Below are 13,963 nucleotides of genomic sequence, written 5' to 3' on the forward strand. Positions count from 1 at the left end.
TTCGGGAGCAAAGACAAGGGGGCTTGGCGGGCCGTGCTCGGCAGAGGGTCGGGGGCGGTGCTTGCGGCGGGCCGGGGAGACGGGAAGTGTGGCGGGAAGGCAGCGCTGGCAGGGCTGGCTGAGACCGCCGCCTGTTGATGTGAACGGATGACGGACCAAATGGCGTTAACAGCACGCAAGCGGCGCAACTGGCCGCCAGGTGGACGAGGGAACGATTCAGCGATGTTCAAGAGACTTCTGACCGTAATGCTCGGCCTTGTTCTGGCCGCGGGGCTGGTGGCCCCCGCCAGCGCCCAGCAGGGCCCCCTGCGGATCGAGATCACCGAAGGCGTGATCGAGCCGATCCCGATTGCCGTACCGATGTTCCAGGACGAGGGCGGCGCGGGGCAGCTTGCGGCAGACATCGCCCAGCTCGCCGCCGAGGATCTGACCGGGACAGGCCTCTTCCGGCTGATCCCGCGCGATGCCTACATCACCCAGACCTCCGACTTCGCCGGCAATGTCGCCTATGCCGATTGGCGCGCAATCAACGCGCAGGCGCTGATCACCGGCGCTGTTTCGGTGAACGGCAGCAATCTGAATGTGAAGTTTCGCCTGTATGACGTCTTCACCGGCGCCGAGCTCGGCGCCGGGCTGCAATTCACCGGCACCACCTCGGGCTGGCGCCGGATGGGGCACAAGGTGGCCGATGCCGTCTACAGCCGCATCACCGGTGAGGGCGGCTATTTCGACAGCCGCGTCGCCTTCATCTCGGAGAGCGGACCGAAGGACAACCGCGCCCTGCGCCTGGCGGTGATGGATTACGACGGCGCCAACATCCAGTACCTCACCGACAGCTCCTCCCTCGTGCTGAGCCCGCGCTTCTCGCCCACCGGCGACCGGCTGCTCTATACCAGCTACGCCTCGGGCTTTCCGCGCATCAACATGCTGCAGGTCGCCTCTGTCGGCACGCAGGCACTGCCGACAGCGGAGGGCGAGATGGCCTTCACGCCGCGCTTCAGCCGCGACGGCAGCCAGATCATCTATTCGATCTCGTCGGGCGGGAATACCGACCTTTGGCGGACGGACCTGGGCTCGGGCCAGCACACGCGGCTGACCAATGCGCCCTCGATCGAAACCTCGCCCAGCCTCAGTCCTGATGGCAGCCAGATCGTCTTCGAGAGCGACCGCTCGGGGCAGCAGCAGCTCTATATCATGCCGGCAGGTGGCGGTGAGCCGCGGCGCATCTCCTTCGGCGAGGGCCGCTACGGCTCGCCGGTGTGGAGCCCGCGGGGCGACCTGATCGCTTTCACCAAGCAGAATGCCGGGCGCTTCCATATCGGAGTGATGCGCACTGATGGCTCTGAAGAGCGGCTGCTGACGGCGAGCTTCCTCGACGAGAGCCCGACCTGGGCGCCGAATGGGCGGGTGCTGATGTTCACGCGGGAGACGCAGGGCGCCTCTGGCGGGCCCTCGATCTACTCGGTGGATATCTCGGGCCGCAACCTGCGGCAGGTGCAGACCGGGGGCTTCGCCTCGGACCCGTCGTGGGGGCCGTTGCAGCCGTGACGCTTCAGCGCTGGCCGTCGCGCTGGCGGGACGGGCGGCGCCTTGGTACAATGATCGAAACGAGCAGCAGGTGAGATGAGATGAAAACCATTCCGGTAATTCTGATGGTGGCGGCGCTGGCCCTGTCCGCCTGCACCCGGCCCGACCGCTTCGGCGGCGCGGGCGCCGATGGCATGGCGGGCGCCGGTGGTGCCGGCGCTGGCGGCGTGACCACGCTGCCTGGCGGCCCGGGCGACCCCAACAGCCCCGAGTATTTTAACCAGGTCGTGGGCGACCGGGTGTTCTTCGCCGTCGACCAGTCGACGCTTTCCGATGCTGCCAAGGCCACGCTCAACGGCCAGGCCCAGTGGCTGCAATCGCATCCCGAGTACCTCGCGGTGATCGAGGGCCATGCCGACGAGCAGGGAACGCGCGAATACAACGTCGCCCTCGGCGCCCGCCGGGCCAATGCGGCGCGCGAATATCTGATCAGCCTCGGCATCGCGCCGACGCGGCTCCGCACCGTCTCCTACGGTAAGGAACGGCCCGTCGCGGTTTGCTCCGACGAGGCCTGTTACTCGCAGAACCGCCGCGCCGTGACGGTGATCGCCGCGGGCGCGCTGAGCTGATGCGCGGGCTGGCCCAGGCCTGGCTGGTCCCGCTGGCGCTGGCGGCCAGCCTGATGGCGGCGCCGCTGGCGGCGCAGGCGCAGGATGGCGAGACGCTGGCGGATATCCGCCAGCAGCTCTCGACGCTTTATGTCGAAGTGGAGCGGCTGAAGGGCGAGCTCAACACCACCGGTCTGCCGGCCGACGGGGTGGCGGGCGCCACCCCGCTCGACCGGCTGAACGCCATCGAGGCCGAGTTGCAGCGCCTGACCGCGAAGACGGAGGAGCTGGAGTTCCGCATCAACCGCATCACGGTGGATGGCACGAACCGGATCGGCGACCTCGAATTCCGCGTCTGCGATGTCGACCCGAATTGCGACATCGGCAGCCTCGGCGATACGCCCAGCCTTGGCGGGATCGACAGCGCCGCCGAGGTGCCGGTGCCGAACGCGCCGCCCGCCCAGGGCCCCGAGCTTGCCGTGGGCGAGCAGGAGGCGTTCGACCGGGCCGAGGCGGCCTTCGCCAGCGGCAATTTCGCTGAAGCGGCAGAGCTTTATCAGCAATACATCACCACCTATCCGGGCGGCCCGCTTTCCACCGCCGCGCTCTACAAGCGGGGCGATGCGTTGGAGCAGACGGGCGACATGCAGGCGGCGGCGCGGGCCTATCTCGACGCCTTCAGCGGCGCGCCTTCGGGCGAATTCGCTGACGATGCGCTCTTCCGGCTTGGCCGGTCGCTCGGACGGCTGGGGCAGGCGGCCGATGCCTGCGTGACGCTGGCAGAGATGCCGACGCGCTTTCCCACCTCGCCGCTCCTGGCCGACGCGGCTGCGCTGCGCGGCGAGTTCGGGTGCCCCTGACAGGCAGCCGGCCGCCCGCCGGGCTGGCCGGCATGACGACGCTTCTGGAACAGCATTTCGGGGCCGAGCCGCCGTTGCGGCTCGGCCTTGCCGTCTCGGGCGGCAGCGATAGCCGGGCGATGATGGAGATCGCCGTGCCCTGGGCCGCGCATTGGGGGGTGGCGCTGGAGGTGGCCAGCGTCGATCACCGCTTGCGCCCCGAGGCGGCAGCGGAGGCGGCAGGGGTGGCGACCCGCGCCGCGGAACTGGGGCTGCCGGTGGAGGTTCTGCGCTGGGAGAGCGCGCCTGAGGGCAACGTGCCCGCCGCCGCGCGGGCGGCCCGCTATCGGCTGCTGGCTGACTGGGCGCAGCGCCGGGGCCTGGGCGGCGTGGCGCTGGCTCATACGCAGGACGATCAGGCGGAGACCTTTCTGCTGCGGCTTGCGCGTGAGGCGGGTGTCGATGGCCTATCGGGCATGGCGGAGCAGGTCACCCGGCACGGGGTGACCTTTCACCGCCCGCTGCTGGCCGCCACAAGGGCGGAGTTGCGCGCGGCGCTCGTCGCTGCGGGGCAGGGCTGGGTCGATGATCCCTCCAATGACGATCCTCGTTATGCCCGCACCCAGGCGCGCGCTGTGCTCACCGCTCTGGCTCCGCTGGGCATCGATGCTGCCACGCTGGCGGAGACGGCGGCGCAGCTCCGCTCGGCCAGGGAAGCGCTCGACGGGCAAGTCGAGGTAGCGCTGGCCGCACATGCGCAGGAGGATCGGGGCGACGTTATCCTCTCCGCTAGGCTGCGGGAGGAGCCGGAGGAGATCCAGCGCCGGCTGTGGATCGCGGCGCTGCGGTGGATCGGCTCCAGAGACTATGCGCCCCGGCGGGCGGCTCTGGCCAACCTGATGCTGCGCGCAGGGCCACTCCGGGAGACGCTGACGCTGGCCGGGGTACTCGCCTCGCCGGCCGAGGAGGGGGCCGTGCGCCTGACCCGCGAGTATGCCGCCGTGGCCCGGGCCAGCGCCCCGCCCGATGCGCTGTGGGACAATCGCTGGATCGTGACCGGTTCGTTTCCCCCCGGGGCAGAGGTACGTGCGCTGGGTCATGCCGGTCTGGCCGAACTGGGCGATTGGCGGGCTACGGGCCTTCCGCGCCAGTCGTTGCTGGCTACGCCGGCGATCTGGCAGGGAGAAGCGCTTCTCGCGGCCCCGGTCGCGGCGCCGGAGCGCGGCGGAGGCGCGCGGCTCGCCGCGCATTTTACACTCGCGGCATTATCGCATTGAAGACGGCGCTCAGGCCACTATTTTAAGGGAGCAACCGAGGCCGCAGAGGAGCCGCCCCGGAATTTTCGCATCAAAGGAGCCATGGTTTGGGCAACGCGCGAAATATCGCCTTCTGGGTCGTCCTGTTCCTCTTGATCCTGGCGCTCTTCAATATCTTCACGAATGGCAGCGCCGGCCTTCAGAGCCAGTCCACCAGCTATTCCGATTTCGTCGAGGCGGTCGACAACGGCGAGGTCGCCAGTGTCACCCTCAATGGCGAGCAGGTGCAGTATCAGGGCGAGGACGGGAAGACCTACAGCACCGTCATGCCGGCCGATGCGCAGATCACCGACCGGCTGATCGACCGCGGTGTGCCGGTGACGGCCAAACCGCAGGAAGAGAGCACGTTCGCCTCCTTCCTGATCGGGCTGCTGCCCTTCCTGCTGCTGATCGGCATTTGGATCTACTTCATGAACCGGATGCAGGGCGGTGGCCGTGGCGGCGCCATGGGCTTCGGCAAGAGCCGCGCCAAGCTGCTGACCGAGAAACATGGCCGCGTCACGTTTGACGATGTCGCCGGCATCGACGAGGCCAAAGAAGAGCTGGAAGAGATCGTGGAGTTCCTGCGCAACCCGCAGAAATTCTCGCGCCTCGGCGGCAAGATCCCCAAAGGCGCCCTGCTCGTAGGCCCCCCCGGCACCGGTAAGACGCTGCTTGCCCGCGCCATCGCGGGTGAGGCGGGCGTGCCCTTCTTCACCATATCCGGCTCCGACTTCGTAGAGATGTTCGTGGGTGTCGGCGCGAGCCGCGTGCGCGACATGTTCGAGCAGGCCAAGAAGAACGCGCCTTGCATCGTCTTCATCGACGAGATCGACGCGGTCGGCCGCTCGCGGGGCGCCGGCTATGGCGGCGGCAACGACGAGCGCGAGCAGACGCTGAACCAGCTTCTGGTCGAGATGGACGGTTTCGAGGCCAACGAGGGCATCATCATCGTCGCGGCCACCAACCGCCCCGACGTGCTCGACCCCGCGCTGCTGCGCCCCGGCCGCTTCGACCGTCAGGTCACCGTGCCGAACCCCGACATCAAGGGCCGCGAGAAGATCCTCGCCGTGCATGCCCGCAAGGTGCCGCTTGGCCCCGATGTCGACCTGCGCGTGATCGCACGCGGTACGCCCGGCTTCTCGGGTGCCGACCTCGCCAACCTCGTCAACGAGGCGGCGCTGATGGCGGCCCGCGTCGGCCGGCGCCATGTGACGCTCGACGATTTCGAGATGGCCAAGGACAAGGTCATGATGGGCCCCGAGCGCCGCTCGATGGTCATGACCGAAGACGAGAAGAAGCTGACCGCCTATCACGAGGCTGGCCACGCCATCGTCGGCCTGCACGTTCCGCAGCACGACCCGGTGCACAAGGTCACGATCATCCCGCGCGGTCGCGCGCTGGGTGTTACCTTCTACCTGCCGGAGCGCGACAAGCTGTCGATGACCAAGGAGAGTGCGCTCAGCAAGCTCGCCTCCGCTATGGGCGGCAAGGCGGCGGAAGAGCTGGTCTTCGGGCCCGACAACGTGACCAACGGCGCCTATAGCGACATCCAGCATGTCACCAATATCGCCACCTCGATGGTCAGCCAGTGGGGGATGTCCGACAAGCTCGGCAACATCAACTACACCTCGACGCAGGAGAGCTATCTGGGCAGCCAGAGCCAGTTCAATGCCTCCGCCGAGAGCCGCACCATCATCGACCAGGAGGTGCGCCGTCTGGTGGATGAGGGCTACGAGCGGGCGAAGACCATCCTGAAGGAAAACTGGACCGAGATGGAAAATCTCGCCCAGGGCCTGCTGGAATACGAAACGCTCACCGGCGCCGACATGATGCGCGTCATCCGCGGCGAAGCGCCTGGCGGCGATGATGGCGACGATGACGCGCCGTCGGAATCCACCAAGACGCCCTCGCTGGCCGTGGTTCCCAAGACCAAGCCGCGCCGCAAGGGCGACGGCGGCGGGCTGGAGCCAGAGCCGACCGCGTGATCGACATCTGACAGATCGGGCCCCCGCGAGAGATCGCGGGGGCCTTTCTTTTTGGGGCAGGAGGGGCGGATGACCGAGGATTGGAACCCAGGGGCCTATGCCCGCTTTCGCGCGCTCAGGCTTCGCCCGGCGCTCGACCTGCTGATGCAGGCAGGTGCGCTCCCGCAGGGCGACCTCGTCGATCTTGGCTGCGGCGACGGCGCGGCGGCGGAGAGCCTGCGCAGCCGCTACCCCAAGCGCCGCCTCATCGGTGTGGACAGCTCGCCTGCCATGCTGGCCAAGGCGCGCGGCTATGACAAGACCTGCGAGGCCGACATCGCAGCCTGGGAGCCTGCCCAGCCGCCGGCGCTGATTTTCTCCAACGCCGCTCTGCACTGGCTGCCCGATCACGAGCGTCTGCTGCCCCGCCTGGCCGGGCTGCTCGCGCCCGGCGGGGTGCTCGCGGTGCAGATGCCCCGCCAGTTTGGCGGCGCCTCGCACAGCCTGATCCGCCAGGTCGCGGCAGATATGTTTCCGGAGCGCTTCGACTTCTCCGCCTTTGTGCCGCCCGTCGCGGCGCCCGAAGCCTATCACCGCCTGCTCGCCCCGCTCGGGCAGCTGAACCTGTGGGAGACGGAGTATCTGCAGGTGCTGGAGCCCGTGGAGGAGGGCCATCCCGTGCGTGCTTTCACCGCCTCCACCGCGATGCGGCCGGTGAGCGAGCGCCTCACAACAGCCGAGCTCCAGCGCTTCCTCGCGGCCTATGACGCGGCGCTGGCGGAAGCCTATCCGCCCGAGCGGGGCGGCACGGTGCTCTTCCCCTTCCGCCGGCTCTTCTTCGTGCTGTCCCGGCCGCGCTGAGCCCCACGTCAGGGCTGCAGCAGCCCCAGCGACAGGTAGAAGACCAGCGTCGCCGCCAGCGGCAGCCCCATGGGAAAGCTGCGCCCCGCCTCCCAGCTCGCCCAGTCGGGGGCGAGTCGGCGGAGGGGCGACATGCGGGCGGCACGGTGCGCGATGTAGCTGGCGAGCAGGCAGGCGGCGAAGAGCATCAGCACCAGCCGCAGATCGGCCAGCGCAATGAAGGGCGCCGCGGCGGCGGCGAATTTGGCATCGCCCGCGCCCATCGCGCCGGCGGCCGTCAGCACCATGCCGATCAGCAGCACAACGGCGAGGTGGAGGTAGCGCCAGAGGTAGTCCGGCAGCTCCATCGTGAAGGGGCCGAGCACGGCGAACACCGCCAGCAGCGCCAACACCGCGACATTGGTGATCTTCATTGAGGAGAGGTCCGACCAGGCCACATAGAGGCAGATCGGAATGACGAGGGGCAGAAAGAAAGCGGCCTCACGGGCCGTCACGGCGAGCATTGTCAGTAGGCCACGTTGTCTTCGAGCGCGCGCAGGGCGCGAACCGCCTCCTCGAAATGTTGCGGATGGGTGTCGATGGCTTCGCGCAGCAGGCCCTTGCCCATGCTGATGTCGTTCTGCTTGATCGCCGTCAGCGCCGCTGTGTAGAGCAGCTCCGCCCGCTCGATCTGCGTCATCGGGATGACCGGCAGCTCATAGATGCGCTGCGCCCCCCGGGCCATGACGAGGTTGTTCTTGGCGGTGAAGAGCTGCGGGTCTTGCCGCAGCGCATCCTCGAACAGCGCCTCTGCCGCGCGATAATCGCCGCGGCTGAGCTTTGAGAAGCCCCAGTTGTTCAACACGCTGGCCGGCGTCGTCGTCAGCCCCACGGCAATCTCGTAGAAGCTATCGGCCTTCTGCCATTCCTCGTTGCTGTCGGCGACGATGGCCTCCAGCCGGTAGCGCTCATAGGTCTCGTAGGTCGGCGGGATGGCGTCGAGCGCCTGGTCGGCCTCGTCCCAGCGGTCGGCGCGGATGAGGGCGCCGGCGAGGTTCACGCGGTCTTCGCTGGTGGCCTCGGGATGCGCGATGACGGCGCTCCATGCGGTCACGCCCTCGGCCGCGCGCCCGGCACGAACGAGAGAGGTGGCGAGGCCGCGCTCAAGGTCGATCCGGCCGGGATTGTCGTTGAGAGCGCGGGAGAAATAGCTCACCGCCTCGGCCGGGTCGGCCACCGTGAGCATGACATCGTTGAGATTGGTCTCATCCACGACGTTCACATCCGCCATGGCGCGGTCGACAACGTCGTCACCGGATTCGGAACAGGCGGAAAGGCCAACGGCCCCCGCCAACAGGGAGATATGGATCGCCCGGAGCATGGAACTGCCCTCGCTATGCCTGCCTCAGAGCGGCGCGAGGATCAGGTAATCGCCCTGGCCACGCCGCACTAGTTGGAACTCTTCGTTCTCTTGAGGCTCAACATAGAGCGCCGCGTCGCGTCTTGCGAGCGCCAATCGCAGGTTGTCTCGAATCTGGTCGGAGTCGCCGTTATCCGTTGCATAGGCGCGACGAAAGGCCTCAGCCGCCTCGGCGACCTTGCCGCGCTCCATCAGGATGACGCCGAGGTTGTTCCAGGCGGGCGGAAAGCTTGCGTCTTCCTCCACGGCGCGGCGCAGCAGCTCTTCGGCCTGGTTCAGCCGCCCCAGCCGCAAATTGGCCGAGCCCATGGCCGAGAGCGTGTCGATGGTCAGGCCGTCTTCCACGGCGGCGCGGGTATAGGCGCGCAGGGCCAGCTCGTATTCGCCGGCCTGCATCAGCCGGTGGCCGATGATGAGCCCGTCGACATCCGGCTCACCACTCGGGCCCGGTGCGTAGACGCCGCCAGCGGATTGGTTGAGATCGCCGCCACCGCAGCCGGCGAGCGCCAGCCCGAGGGCGAGCGCGATGAGCGCGCCGGCGCGGGAGTTACTCGTCGGCCTCCTGGACCTGGTGTCCTTCGTCAACGCCCGTTGCTCTTGCCGCCCCACCGCCGCCGAGCGTCTGGTAAATGTCCCAGACCGACGGCCCGATAAGGATGATGAGAAGCGGCGGCACGGTCAACATCATGGTCGCCAGCGTCATCTTGGTGGGCAGCGTGTTGGCCTTCTCCTCGGCCCGCATCACCCGTTTGTCGCGCATCTCGGCGGCGTAGATGCGCAACGCTTCGGCGATCGAGGTGCCGAATTGCTGGCTCTGGATGAGCACGGTGACGAAGCTGGATACATCAGGCACACCGCAGCGCTCGGCCATGTCACGCAGCACCGCCTGCTTGTCCTTGCCGGCCTTCATCTCGTAGGCGACCAGCTCGTATTCACCGGCCAGATCGGGGAAGCCCACGCGCAGCTCGCGGGCGACGCGGATGATCGACTGGTCGAGCGACTGGCCGGCCTCGACGCAGACGAGCATCATGTCGAGACTGTCGGGAAAGCCGTTGGTGATGGCCTGCTGCCGCTCGCTCTGGCGGCGGCTCACCCAGTATTTCGGCAGCATGTAGCCCACGATGCCTGGGCCAAGGCCGAAGAGCACCAGATCGCGCGTCGTGGGGTCGCCCGTGGCCGAGAGGTAGAAGGTGTAGAGCACCCCCAGCACCAGCCCCCCGATGCCCATGGCGAATTGCGAGAAGTGGAAGATGCGCACAGCGTTCTTGCTGGTGTAGCCGGCCTGCAGCAGCTTCAGCCGCGAGGCAGAATATTCCTCTTCGTCCTGCGGTTCGAGGAAAGTGGAATAGCGTTCCAGCTTGTCGGTTCGCGTGGCGGGGCTGCGCAGCTTGTCCTGGGCTTTGACGCCCTGCACGGGCTTGGCCGGCGCGGCGCTTTGCTGCTTAAGACGGTCGAGCGGATCGTCCTTGCGGCGCATCAGGGCCGGCAGCATCAGCAACGCAAGCACGATGCCGAGGCCGCCGAGCGCCATCACCGGGCCAAGGGGCCCGAGCGTCTGGATCAGCCAGGCTTGGATGGTCTGAAACATGGGAAGATGCGTCCTTGCAGCTTGAGGGGGCTCAGACCTTGATGTTCACGAGGGAGCGCATGACGAGGATGTTCGTCACCAGAAAGCCGGCCACGACCAGGCAGGCGGGAATGAAGACCGAGGTTTGCTTCACCTCGTCGTAGTAGTTCGGCTCCATCACGTTGATGGCGATGAGCGCCACGAGCGGGAAGGCCGACAGGAACATGCCCGACCATTTCGCCTCGGCCGTGATCGCCTTCACCCGGCGAAACAGGCGGAAGCGGGCGCGGATGACCTTGGCCAGACCGTCGAGGATCTCGGCAAGGTTGCCCCCCGCCTGCTGCTGGATGGTCACCGCCACGGCGAGGAAGCGCAGATCCTGCATGTCGATCCGCTCGGCCATGGCCTTCAGCGTCTCGCCCATGTCGCGGCCATAGGCGGCCTCGTCAGAGATGACGCCCATCTCGCTGCCCAGCGGGTCGGGCACCTCCTTGGCGACGATATTGATGGCGCTGGAGAAGGGGTGGCCGACACGCAGGCTGCGAACCATGAGCTCCACCGCGTCGGGCAGCTGCTCTTCGATCAGCGCCATGCGCTTCTTGGCCTTGTTGTTGATCCACATGTAGACGCCGCCTACGCCCATGACGATGGCGACGAGCACGCGCACGGGGGTGGCGGCATCGGTGGCGTAGGTCAGGCCCATGTAGGCGACGGCAGCGAGGGCGGCCATCACGCCGATGAGCTGCACGGGCGTGAAGGCGATGTTGGCCCTCTGCGCCTTGGCGGCGAGCAGTGAGTAGAGCGGGATGCTCTGGCTCTTCATGTGCTGCGTCATCTCCTTGCGGAGCTGTTCCAGCACCTCTTCGCGGCGGCCGCCTTTTTCCAGCAGCTCCAGCCGGCGGTTCACGCGGCTGTTCAGCTTGATCGATTTGCCGAAGGCGACAAGGTAGACGCCCTCGACGAGCACGAGCACGGCCACGAAGATCAGCCCGTAGATGATCGGTTCGGGTGAGAGCATCATGATGGCTATCCGTTGAACGGTTCAAAGATCGCCGCGGGCAGATCGTAGCCCCACAGGCGGAAGCGCTCGGAGAAGTGGCTGCGCACCCCCGTCGCGGTGAAATGGCCGACGATCTTGTTGTCGGGCGTCAGGCCGGTGCGCTGGAAGCGGAACACTTCCTGCATCGAGATGACGTCGCCCTCCATCCCGGTGATCTCGGTGACAGAGGTCATGCGGCGCGAGCCATCCTGCATGCGGCTGGCCTGCACGATGAGATTGACGGCGCTGGAGATCTGGCTGCGCATGGCCTTCATCGGCATGTCGACCCCGGCCATGGCGATCATGTTTTCCAGCCGGCTGATGGCATCGCGGCTGGTGTTGGCGTGGATCGTCGTCATCGAGCCGTCGTGGCCGGTGTTCATGGCCTGCAGCATGTCGATGACTTCCTCGCCCCGCGTCTCGCCGACGATGATGCGGTCGGGCCGCATCCTGAGAGCGTTCTTCAGGCAGTCGCGGGCCGAGACGGCACCGCGCCCTTCCACGTTGGCCGGCCGGCTTTCCATGCGGCCCACATGGGTTTGCTGAAGCTGAAGTTCCGCCGTGTCCTCGATGGTGAGGATGCGCTCGGAATTGTCGATGAACGACGAGAGGGCGTTGAGCGTGGTGGTCTTACCAGAGCCGGTGCCGCCCGAGACGATGATATTCAGCCGCGTCGCCACGGCGGCTTGCAGATATGCCGCCATCTCTTCGGAAAAGGCGCCGTATCGCACCAGATCGTCGATGGCGAGCTTGTCCTTTTTGAACTTACGGATCGAAACGAGGCTGCCGTCCACCGCGATGGGCGGCACCATGGCATTGAAGCGCGAGCCGTCGGCGAGGCGGGCGTCGACGTAGGGGTTGCTCTCGTCCACGCGCCGGCCGACTGCTGAGACGATCTTGTCGATAATGCGCTGCAGATGGCGCTCGTCCTTGAAGGTGACATCGCTCAGCATCAGCCGGCCGTCGCGCTCGATGAAGATCTGCTGCGGGCCGTTGACGAGGATGTCGGAGATGCTGTCATCTTTCAGCAGTGTCTCAAGCGGGCCAAGGCCGGTGACCTCGAAGTAGAGATCCTGCGTGAGCGTCGCGCGCTCTTCGCGGTTGAGCACGATGCCCATCTCTTCGAGTGTCTCGGCCGAGATCGCCTGAATCTCCGTCCGCAGCTCCTGCTCGCTGGCCTTTTCCAGCGCCGCGAGGTTGAGGTTTTCCAGAAGCGCCTTGTGCAGCTCGAGTTTGATCTCGCCCAGCCGCTCCTTGCGCTTCTTCTCCTTGTCGGCATGCGCGGGTTCAGCCGGCTTGGGCGGGGTGCCTCGCACCAACGACTTGCGCGGCGGCGCCTCGGCCACGGCCGCGGGTGCAGCGGCCGGAGCCGGCTGGGGCTTGCGGGCGGCCGGGCGCGCCTCGGGCTTTTTGTACTTCGAGAACATCAGGCTGCCTTTCGCATCAGGCTTTTGCGCGCTCTTCGCCGATGTTCACATCGTGAACCGATTTGGCGAGTTTCTGGATTTCCTTGCGCAGCGCGTTCTTCGGCGCGCCGATGCCGAGCGCCGCGCCGTGATCGTTGATTTGCACCACCTGCTTGCCGCCGTCGGGCAGGCTGACCTCGATCGAGATGCCCAGGCTTTCGGCCAGCCGCTTGATGCGGGCCTTGCCGTTCAGATCGGTGAAGCCTGGCGCCCGGTTGAGCAGGAAGCGCAGCTTCTCGAAGGGCAGATCTTCGCCCTGCAGCGCGCGCTTGAGGCGCAGGGTGTTCTGAGCAGAGCGCATGTCGAGCTCGACGAGCGCGAAATACACATGCGCCGCCTGCAGCACCGTCTCGGACCATTCGACCATGGTCGTGGGCATGTCGATGATGACGTAGTCGAAATTCAGCCGGGCCGTCTCGATGATGCGGTCTACATCGGCGGGCGAGAGCAGGTCGACCGGCACCAGCTCTGCCGGTGCGGTGAGCACCTGCAGCTTGCCCTCGTAGGGCAGCAGCGCCTGCATGAAGCTCTCGCTGTCCATCGCGTCGATGTTCGACAGAAGCTCCAGCACCGCCTCGCGGCGGGGCATATCCAGATAGGTGGCGACCGAGCCGAACTGCAGGTCGAGGTCGATCAGGCAGACGCGCGGGGTGCCTTCTTTCGGCGGAGCGACATTCGCCAGCTCCCAGGCCAGGTTCACGGCCAGCGTCGTGGCGCCTGTGCCGCCGGCCAGGCCCTGCACCGGGATTACAACGCCCGAGCGGTCGTCCTTGGCGCGCAGCGGGGCAGGGGGCGTCTCCTGCCGCTCGGTGGGGGCAGAGACGCGGCGGATGGCACGGTCTAGCTCGCCTTCGGGCAGGGGATAGGGAATGAACTCGTCGCCGCCCTCGCGCAGCAGCTGGTGCAGCGCGGCAGGGCTGACATCCTCGGCGATGATGATGACCTTGATGCCCAGCGACTTGGCAGAGGTGATCACTTCCATCAGCAGAGCCAGCTCGTCCTCATCCTCGGAATCGAGAGCAAGCGCGATGAAATCGAGGGATTCGGCCTCAGGTTGGTCGAGGAACAGCAGCGCGTCGGTAAAGCTCAGATCGCCCCAGCGCTCGCCGAGGCTGGCTTCCATATCCTCGATCAGCAGGTCGAAAATCTGAACGTCCCGGCTGACCGTGCAGGCCACGATGGGCTGCGGTTCCGGCTGCAAGACGGCAGTACTGCCCATGGGCCTGTTCCTCACTCTCTCGTCGCATGGAGCGACAGGCGGCCCAGGGGCCGCCAAGGGGCCGAACGGAATCGGCGCCTCTGGCCCCAAGGAATGGGGACCAATCGGGGCAGGAATCAGGCTTCAAATCTGGAAATGTTGGGGCAGGGATGACGATCGCGTGGATCGGGGCACCC

The 13,963-nt window shown here is 67.0% G+C and carries 13 protein-coding genes; 6 read left to right on the forward strand and 7 right to left on the reverse strand.

Annotation, left to right across the window (positions count from 1 at the left end):
* Positions 1-222: 222 nt before the first annotated feature.
* The 6 genes from tolB (at position 223) to ACXN5S_RS12725 (ending at position 7,097) form a co-directional block, all read left to right on the forward strand.
* Positions 223-1,548 (forward strand): Tol-Pal system beta propeller repeat protein TolB, encoded by a 1,326-nt coding sequence (gene tolB / locus ACXN5S_RS12700; RefSeq protein ID WP_458605802.1) that lies wholly within the window; start codon positions 223-225, stop codon positions 1,546-1,548.
* A gap of 80 nt (positions 1,549-1,628) precedes the next feature.
* Complete coding sequence (gene pal, locus ACXN5S_RS12705; RefSeq protein WP_458605803.1) at positions 1,629-2,156, forward strand: peptidoglycan-associated lipoprotein Pal; 528 nt, start codon at positions 1,629-1,631, stop codon at positions 2,154-2,156.
* Entirely contained in the window at positions 2,156-2,995 is an 840-nt protein-coding gene (locus ACXN5S_RS12710; RefSeq protein ID WP_458605804.1) for a tetratricopeptide repeat protein, read from the forward strand. Before pal ends, ACXN5S_RS12710 begins: the two co-directional genes overlap by 1 nt.
* Positions 2,996-3,027: 32 nt before the next feature.
* On the forward strand, positions 3,028-4,251 hold the full coding sequence (tilS, locus tag ACXN5S_RS12715; RefSeq protein WP_458605805.1) for a tRNA lysidine(34) synthetase TilS: 1,224 nt from the start codon (positions 3,028-3,030) through the stop codon (positions 4,249-4,251).
* 86 nt (positions 4,252-4,337) lie between these two features.
* Positions 4,338-6,257, forward strand: a complete 1,920-nt coding sequence (gene ftsH / locus ACXN5S_RS12720; protein ID WP_458605806.1) for an ATP-dependent zinc metalloprotease FtsH — start codon at positions 4,338-4,340, stop codon at positions 6,255-6,257.
* Between the two features lie 69 nt (positions 6,258-6,326).
* Entirely contained in the window at positions 6,327-7,097 is a 771-nt protein-coding gene (locus ACXN5S_RS12725) for a methyltransferase domain-containing protein (RefSeq protein WP_458605807.1), read from the forward strand.
* 8 nt (positions 7,098-7,105) lie between these two features.
* Here the strand turns inward: ACXN5S_RS12725 and ACXN5S_RS12730 are convergent, their stop codons facing one another.
* From ACXN5S_RS12730 to ACXN5S_RS12760, 7 genes are read right to left on the reverse strand one after another with little or no spacing between them, the layout of a single operon-like run.
* Positions 7,106-7,600, reverse strand: coding sequence for a prepilin peptidase (locus ACXN5S_RS12730; RefSeq protein WP_458605808.1), 495 nt, complete (start codon positions 7,598-7,600; stop codon positions 7,106-7,108).
* A 2-nt stretch (positions 7,601-7,602) separates the two neighbouring features.
* Positions 7,603-8,457, reverse strand: a complete 855-nt coding sequence (locus tag ACXN5S_RS12735) for a tetratricopeptide repeat protein (protein WP_458605809.1) — start codon at positions 8,455-8,457, stop codon at positions 7,603-7,605.
* A gap of 24 nt (positions 8,458-8,481) precedes the next feature.
* Positions 8,482-9,081, reverse strand: a complete 600-nt coding sequence (locus ACXN5S_RS12740; RefSeq protein WP_458605810.1) for a tetratricopeptide repeat protein — start codon at positions 9,079-9,081, stop codon at positions 8,482-8,484.
* Positions 9,044-10,084, reverse strand: coding sequence for a type II secretion system F family protein (locus ACXN5S_RS12745; RefSeq protein WP_458605811.1), 1,041 nt, complete (start codon positions 10,082-10,084; stop codon positions 9,044-9,046). The genes ACXN5S_RS12740 and ACXN5S_RS12745 overlap by 38 nt, the downstream gene beginning before the upstream one ends.
* Positions 10,085-10,115: 31 nt before the next feature.
* Complete coding sequence (locus ACXN5S_RS12750; RefSeq protein WP_458605812.1) at positions 10,116-11,084, reverse strand: type II secretion system F family protein; 969 nt, start codon at positions 11,082-11,084, stop codon at positions 10,116-10,118.
* Between the two features lie 5 nt (positions 11,085-11,089).
* Complete coding sequence (locus tag ACXN5S_RS12755; protein ID WP_458605813.1) at positions 11,090-12,529, reverse strand: CpaF family protein; 1,440 nt, start codon at positions 12,527-12,529, stop codon at positions 11,090-11,092.
* 16 nt (positions 12,530-12,545) lie between these two features.
* A complete protein-coding gene (locus tag ACXN5S_RS12760; protein ID WP_458605814.1) occupies positions 12,546-13,787 on the reverse strand; it encodes an AAA family ATPase in 1,242 nt (413 codons plus the stop codon).
* Between the last annotated feature and the right edge of the window lie 176 nt (positions 13,788-13,963).

The sequence above is a fragment of the Pseudoroseicyclus sp. H15 genome (assembly GCF_054353345.1).

Excerpts from the sequence above, each read along its gene's own strand:
- tolB (WP_458605802.1), top strand. The coding sequence starts at position 223 with ATGTTCAAGAGACTTCTGACCGTAATGCTCGGCCTTGTTCTGGCCGCG.
- tilS (WP_458605805.1), top strand. The coding sequence starts at position 3,028 with ATGACGACGCTTCTGGAACAGCATTTCGGGGCCGAGCCGCCGTTGCGG.
- ACXN5S_RS12710 (WP_458605804.1), top strand. The coding sequence starts at position 2,156 with ATGCGCGGGCTGGCCCAGGCCTGGCTGGTCCCGCTGGCGCTGGCGGCC.
- ACXN5S_RS12750 (WP_458605812.1), bottom strand. The coding sequence starts at position 11,084 with ATGATGCTCTCACCCGAACCGATCATCTACGGGCTGATCTTCGTGGCC.
- ACXN5S_RS12755 (WP_458605813.1), bottom strand. The coding sequence starts at position 12,529 with ATGTTCTCGAAGTACAAAAAGCCCGAGGCGCGCCCGGCCGCCCGCAAG.
- ACXN5S_RS12745 (WP_458605811.1), bottom strand. The coding sequence starts at position 10,084 with ATGTTTCAGACCATCCAAGCCTGGCTGATCCAGACGCTCGGGCCCCTT.
- ACXN5S_RS12760 (WP_458605814.1), bottom strand. The coding sequence starts at position 13,787 with ATGGGCAGTACTGCCGTCTTGCAGCCGGAACCGCAGCCCATCGTGGCC.
- ACXN5S_RS12730 (WP_458605808.1), bottom strand. The coding sequence starts at position 7,600 with ATGCTCGCCGTGACGGCCCGTGAGGCCGCTTTCTTTCTGCCCCTCGTC.
- ACXN5S_RS12725 (WP_458605807.1), top strand. The coding sequence starts at position 6,327 with ATGACCGAGGATTGGAACCCAGGGGCCTATGCCCGCTTTCGCGCGCTC.
- ACXN5S_RS12735 (WP_458605809.1), bottom strand. The coding sequence starts at position 8,457 with ATGCTCCGGGCGATCCATATCTCCCTGTTGGCGGGGGCCGTTGGCCTT.
- pal (WP_458605803.1), top strand. The coding sequence starts at position 1,629 with ATGAAAACCATTCCGGTAATTCTGATGGTGGCGGCGCTGGCCCTGTCC.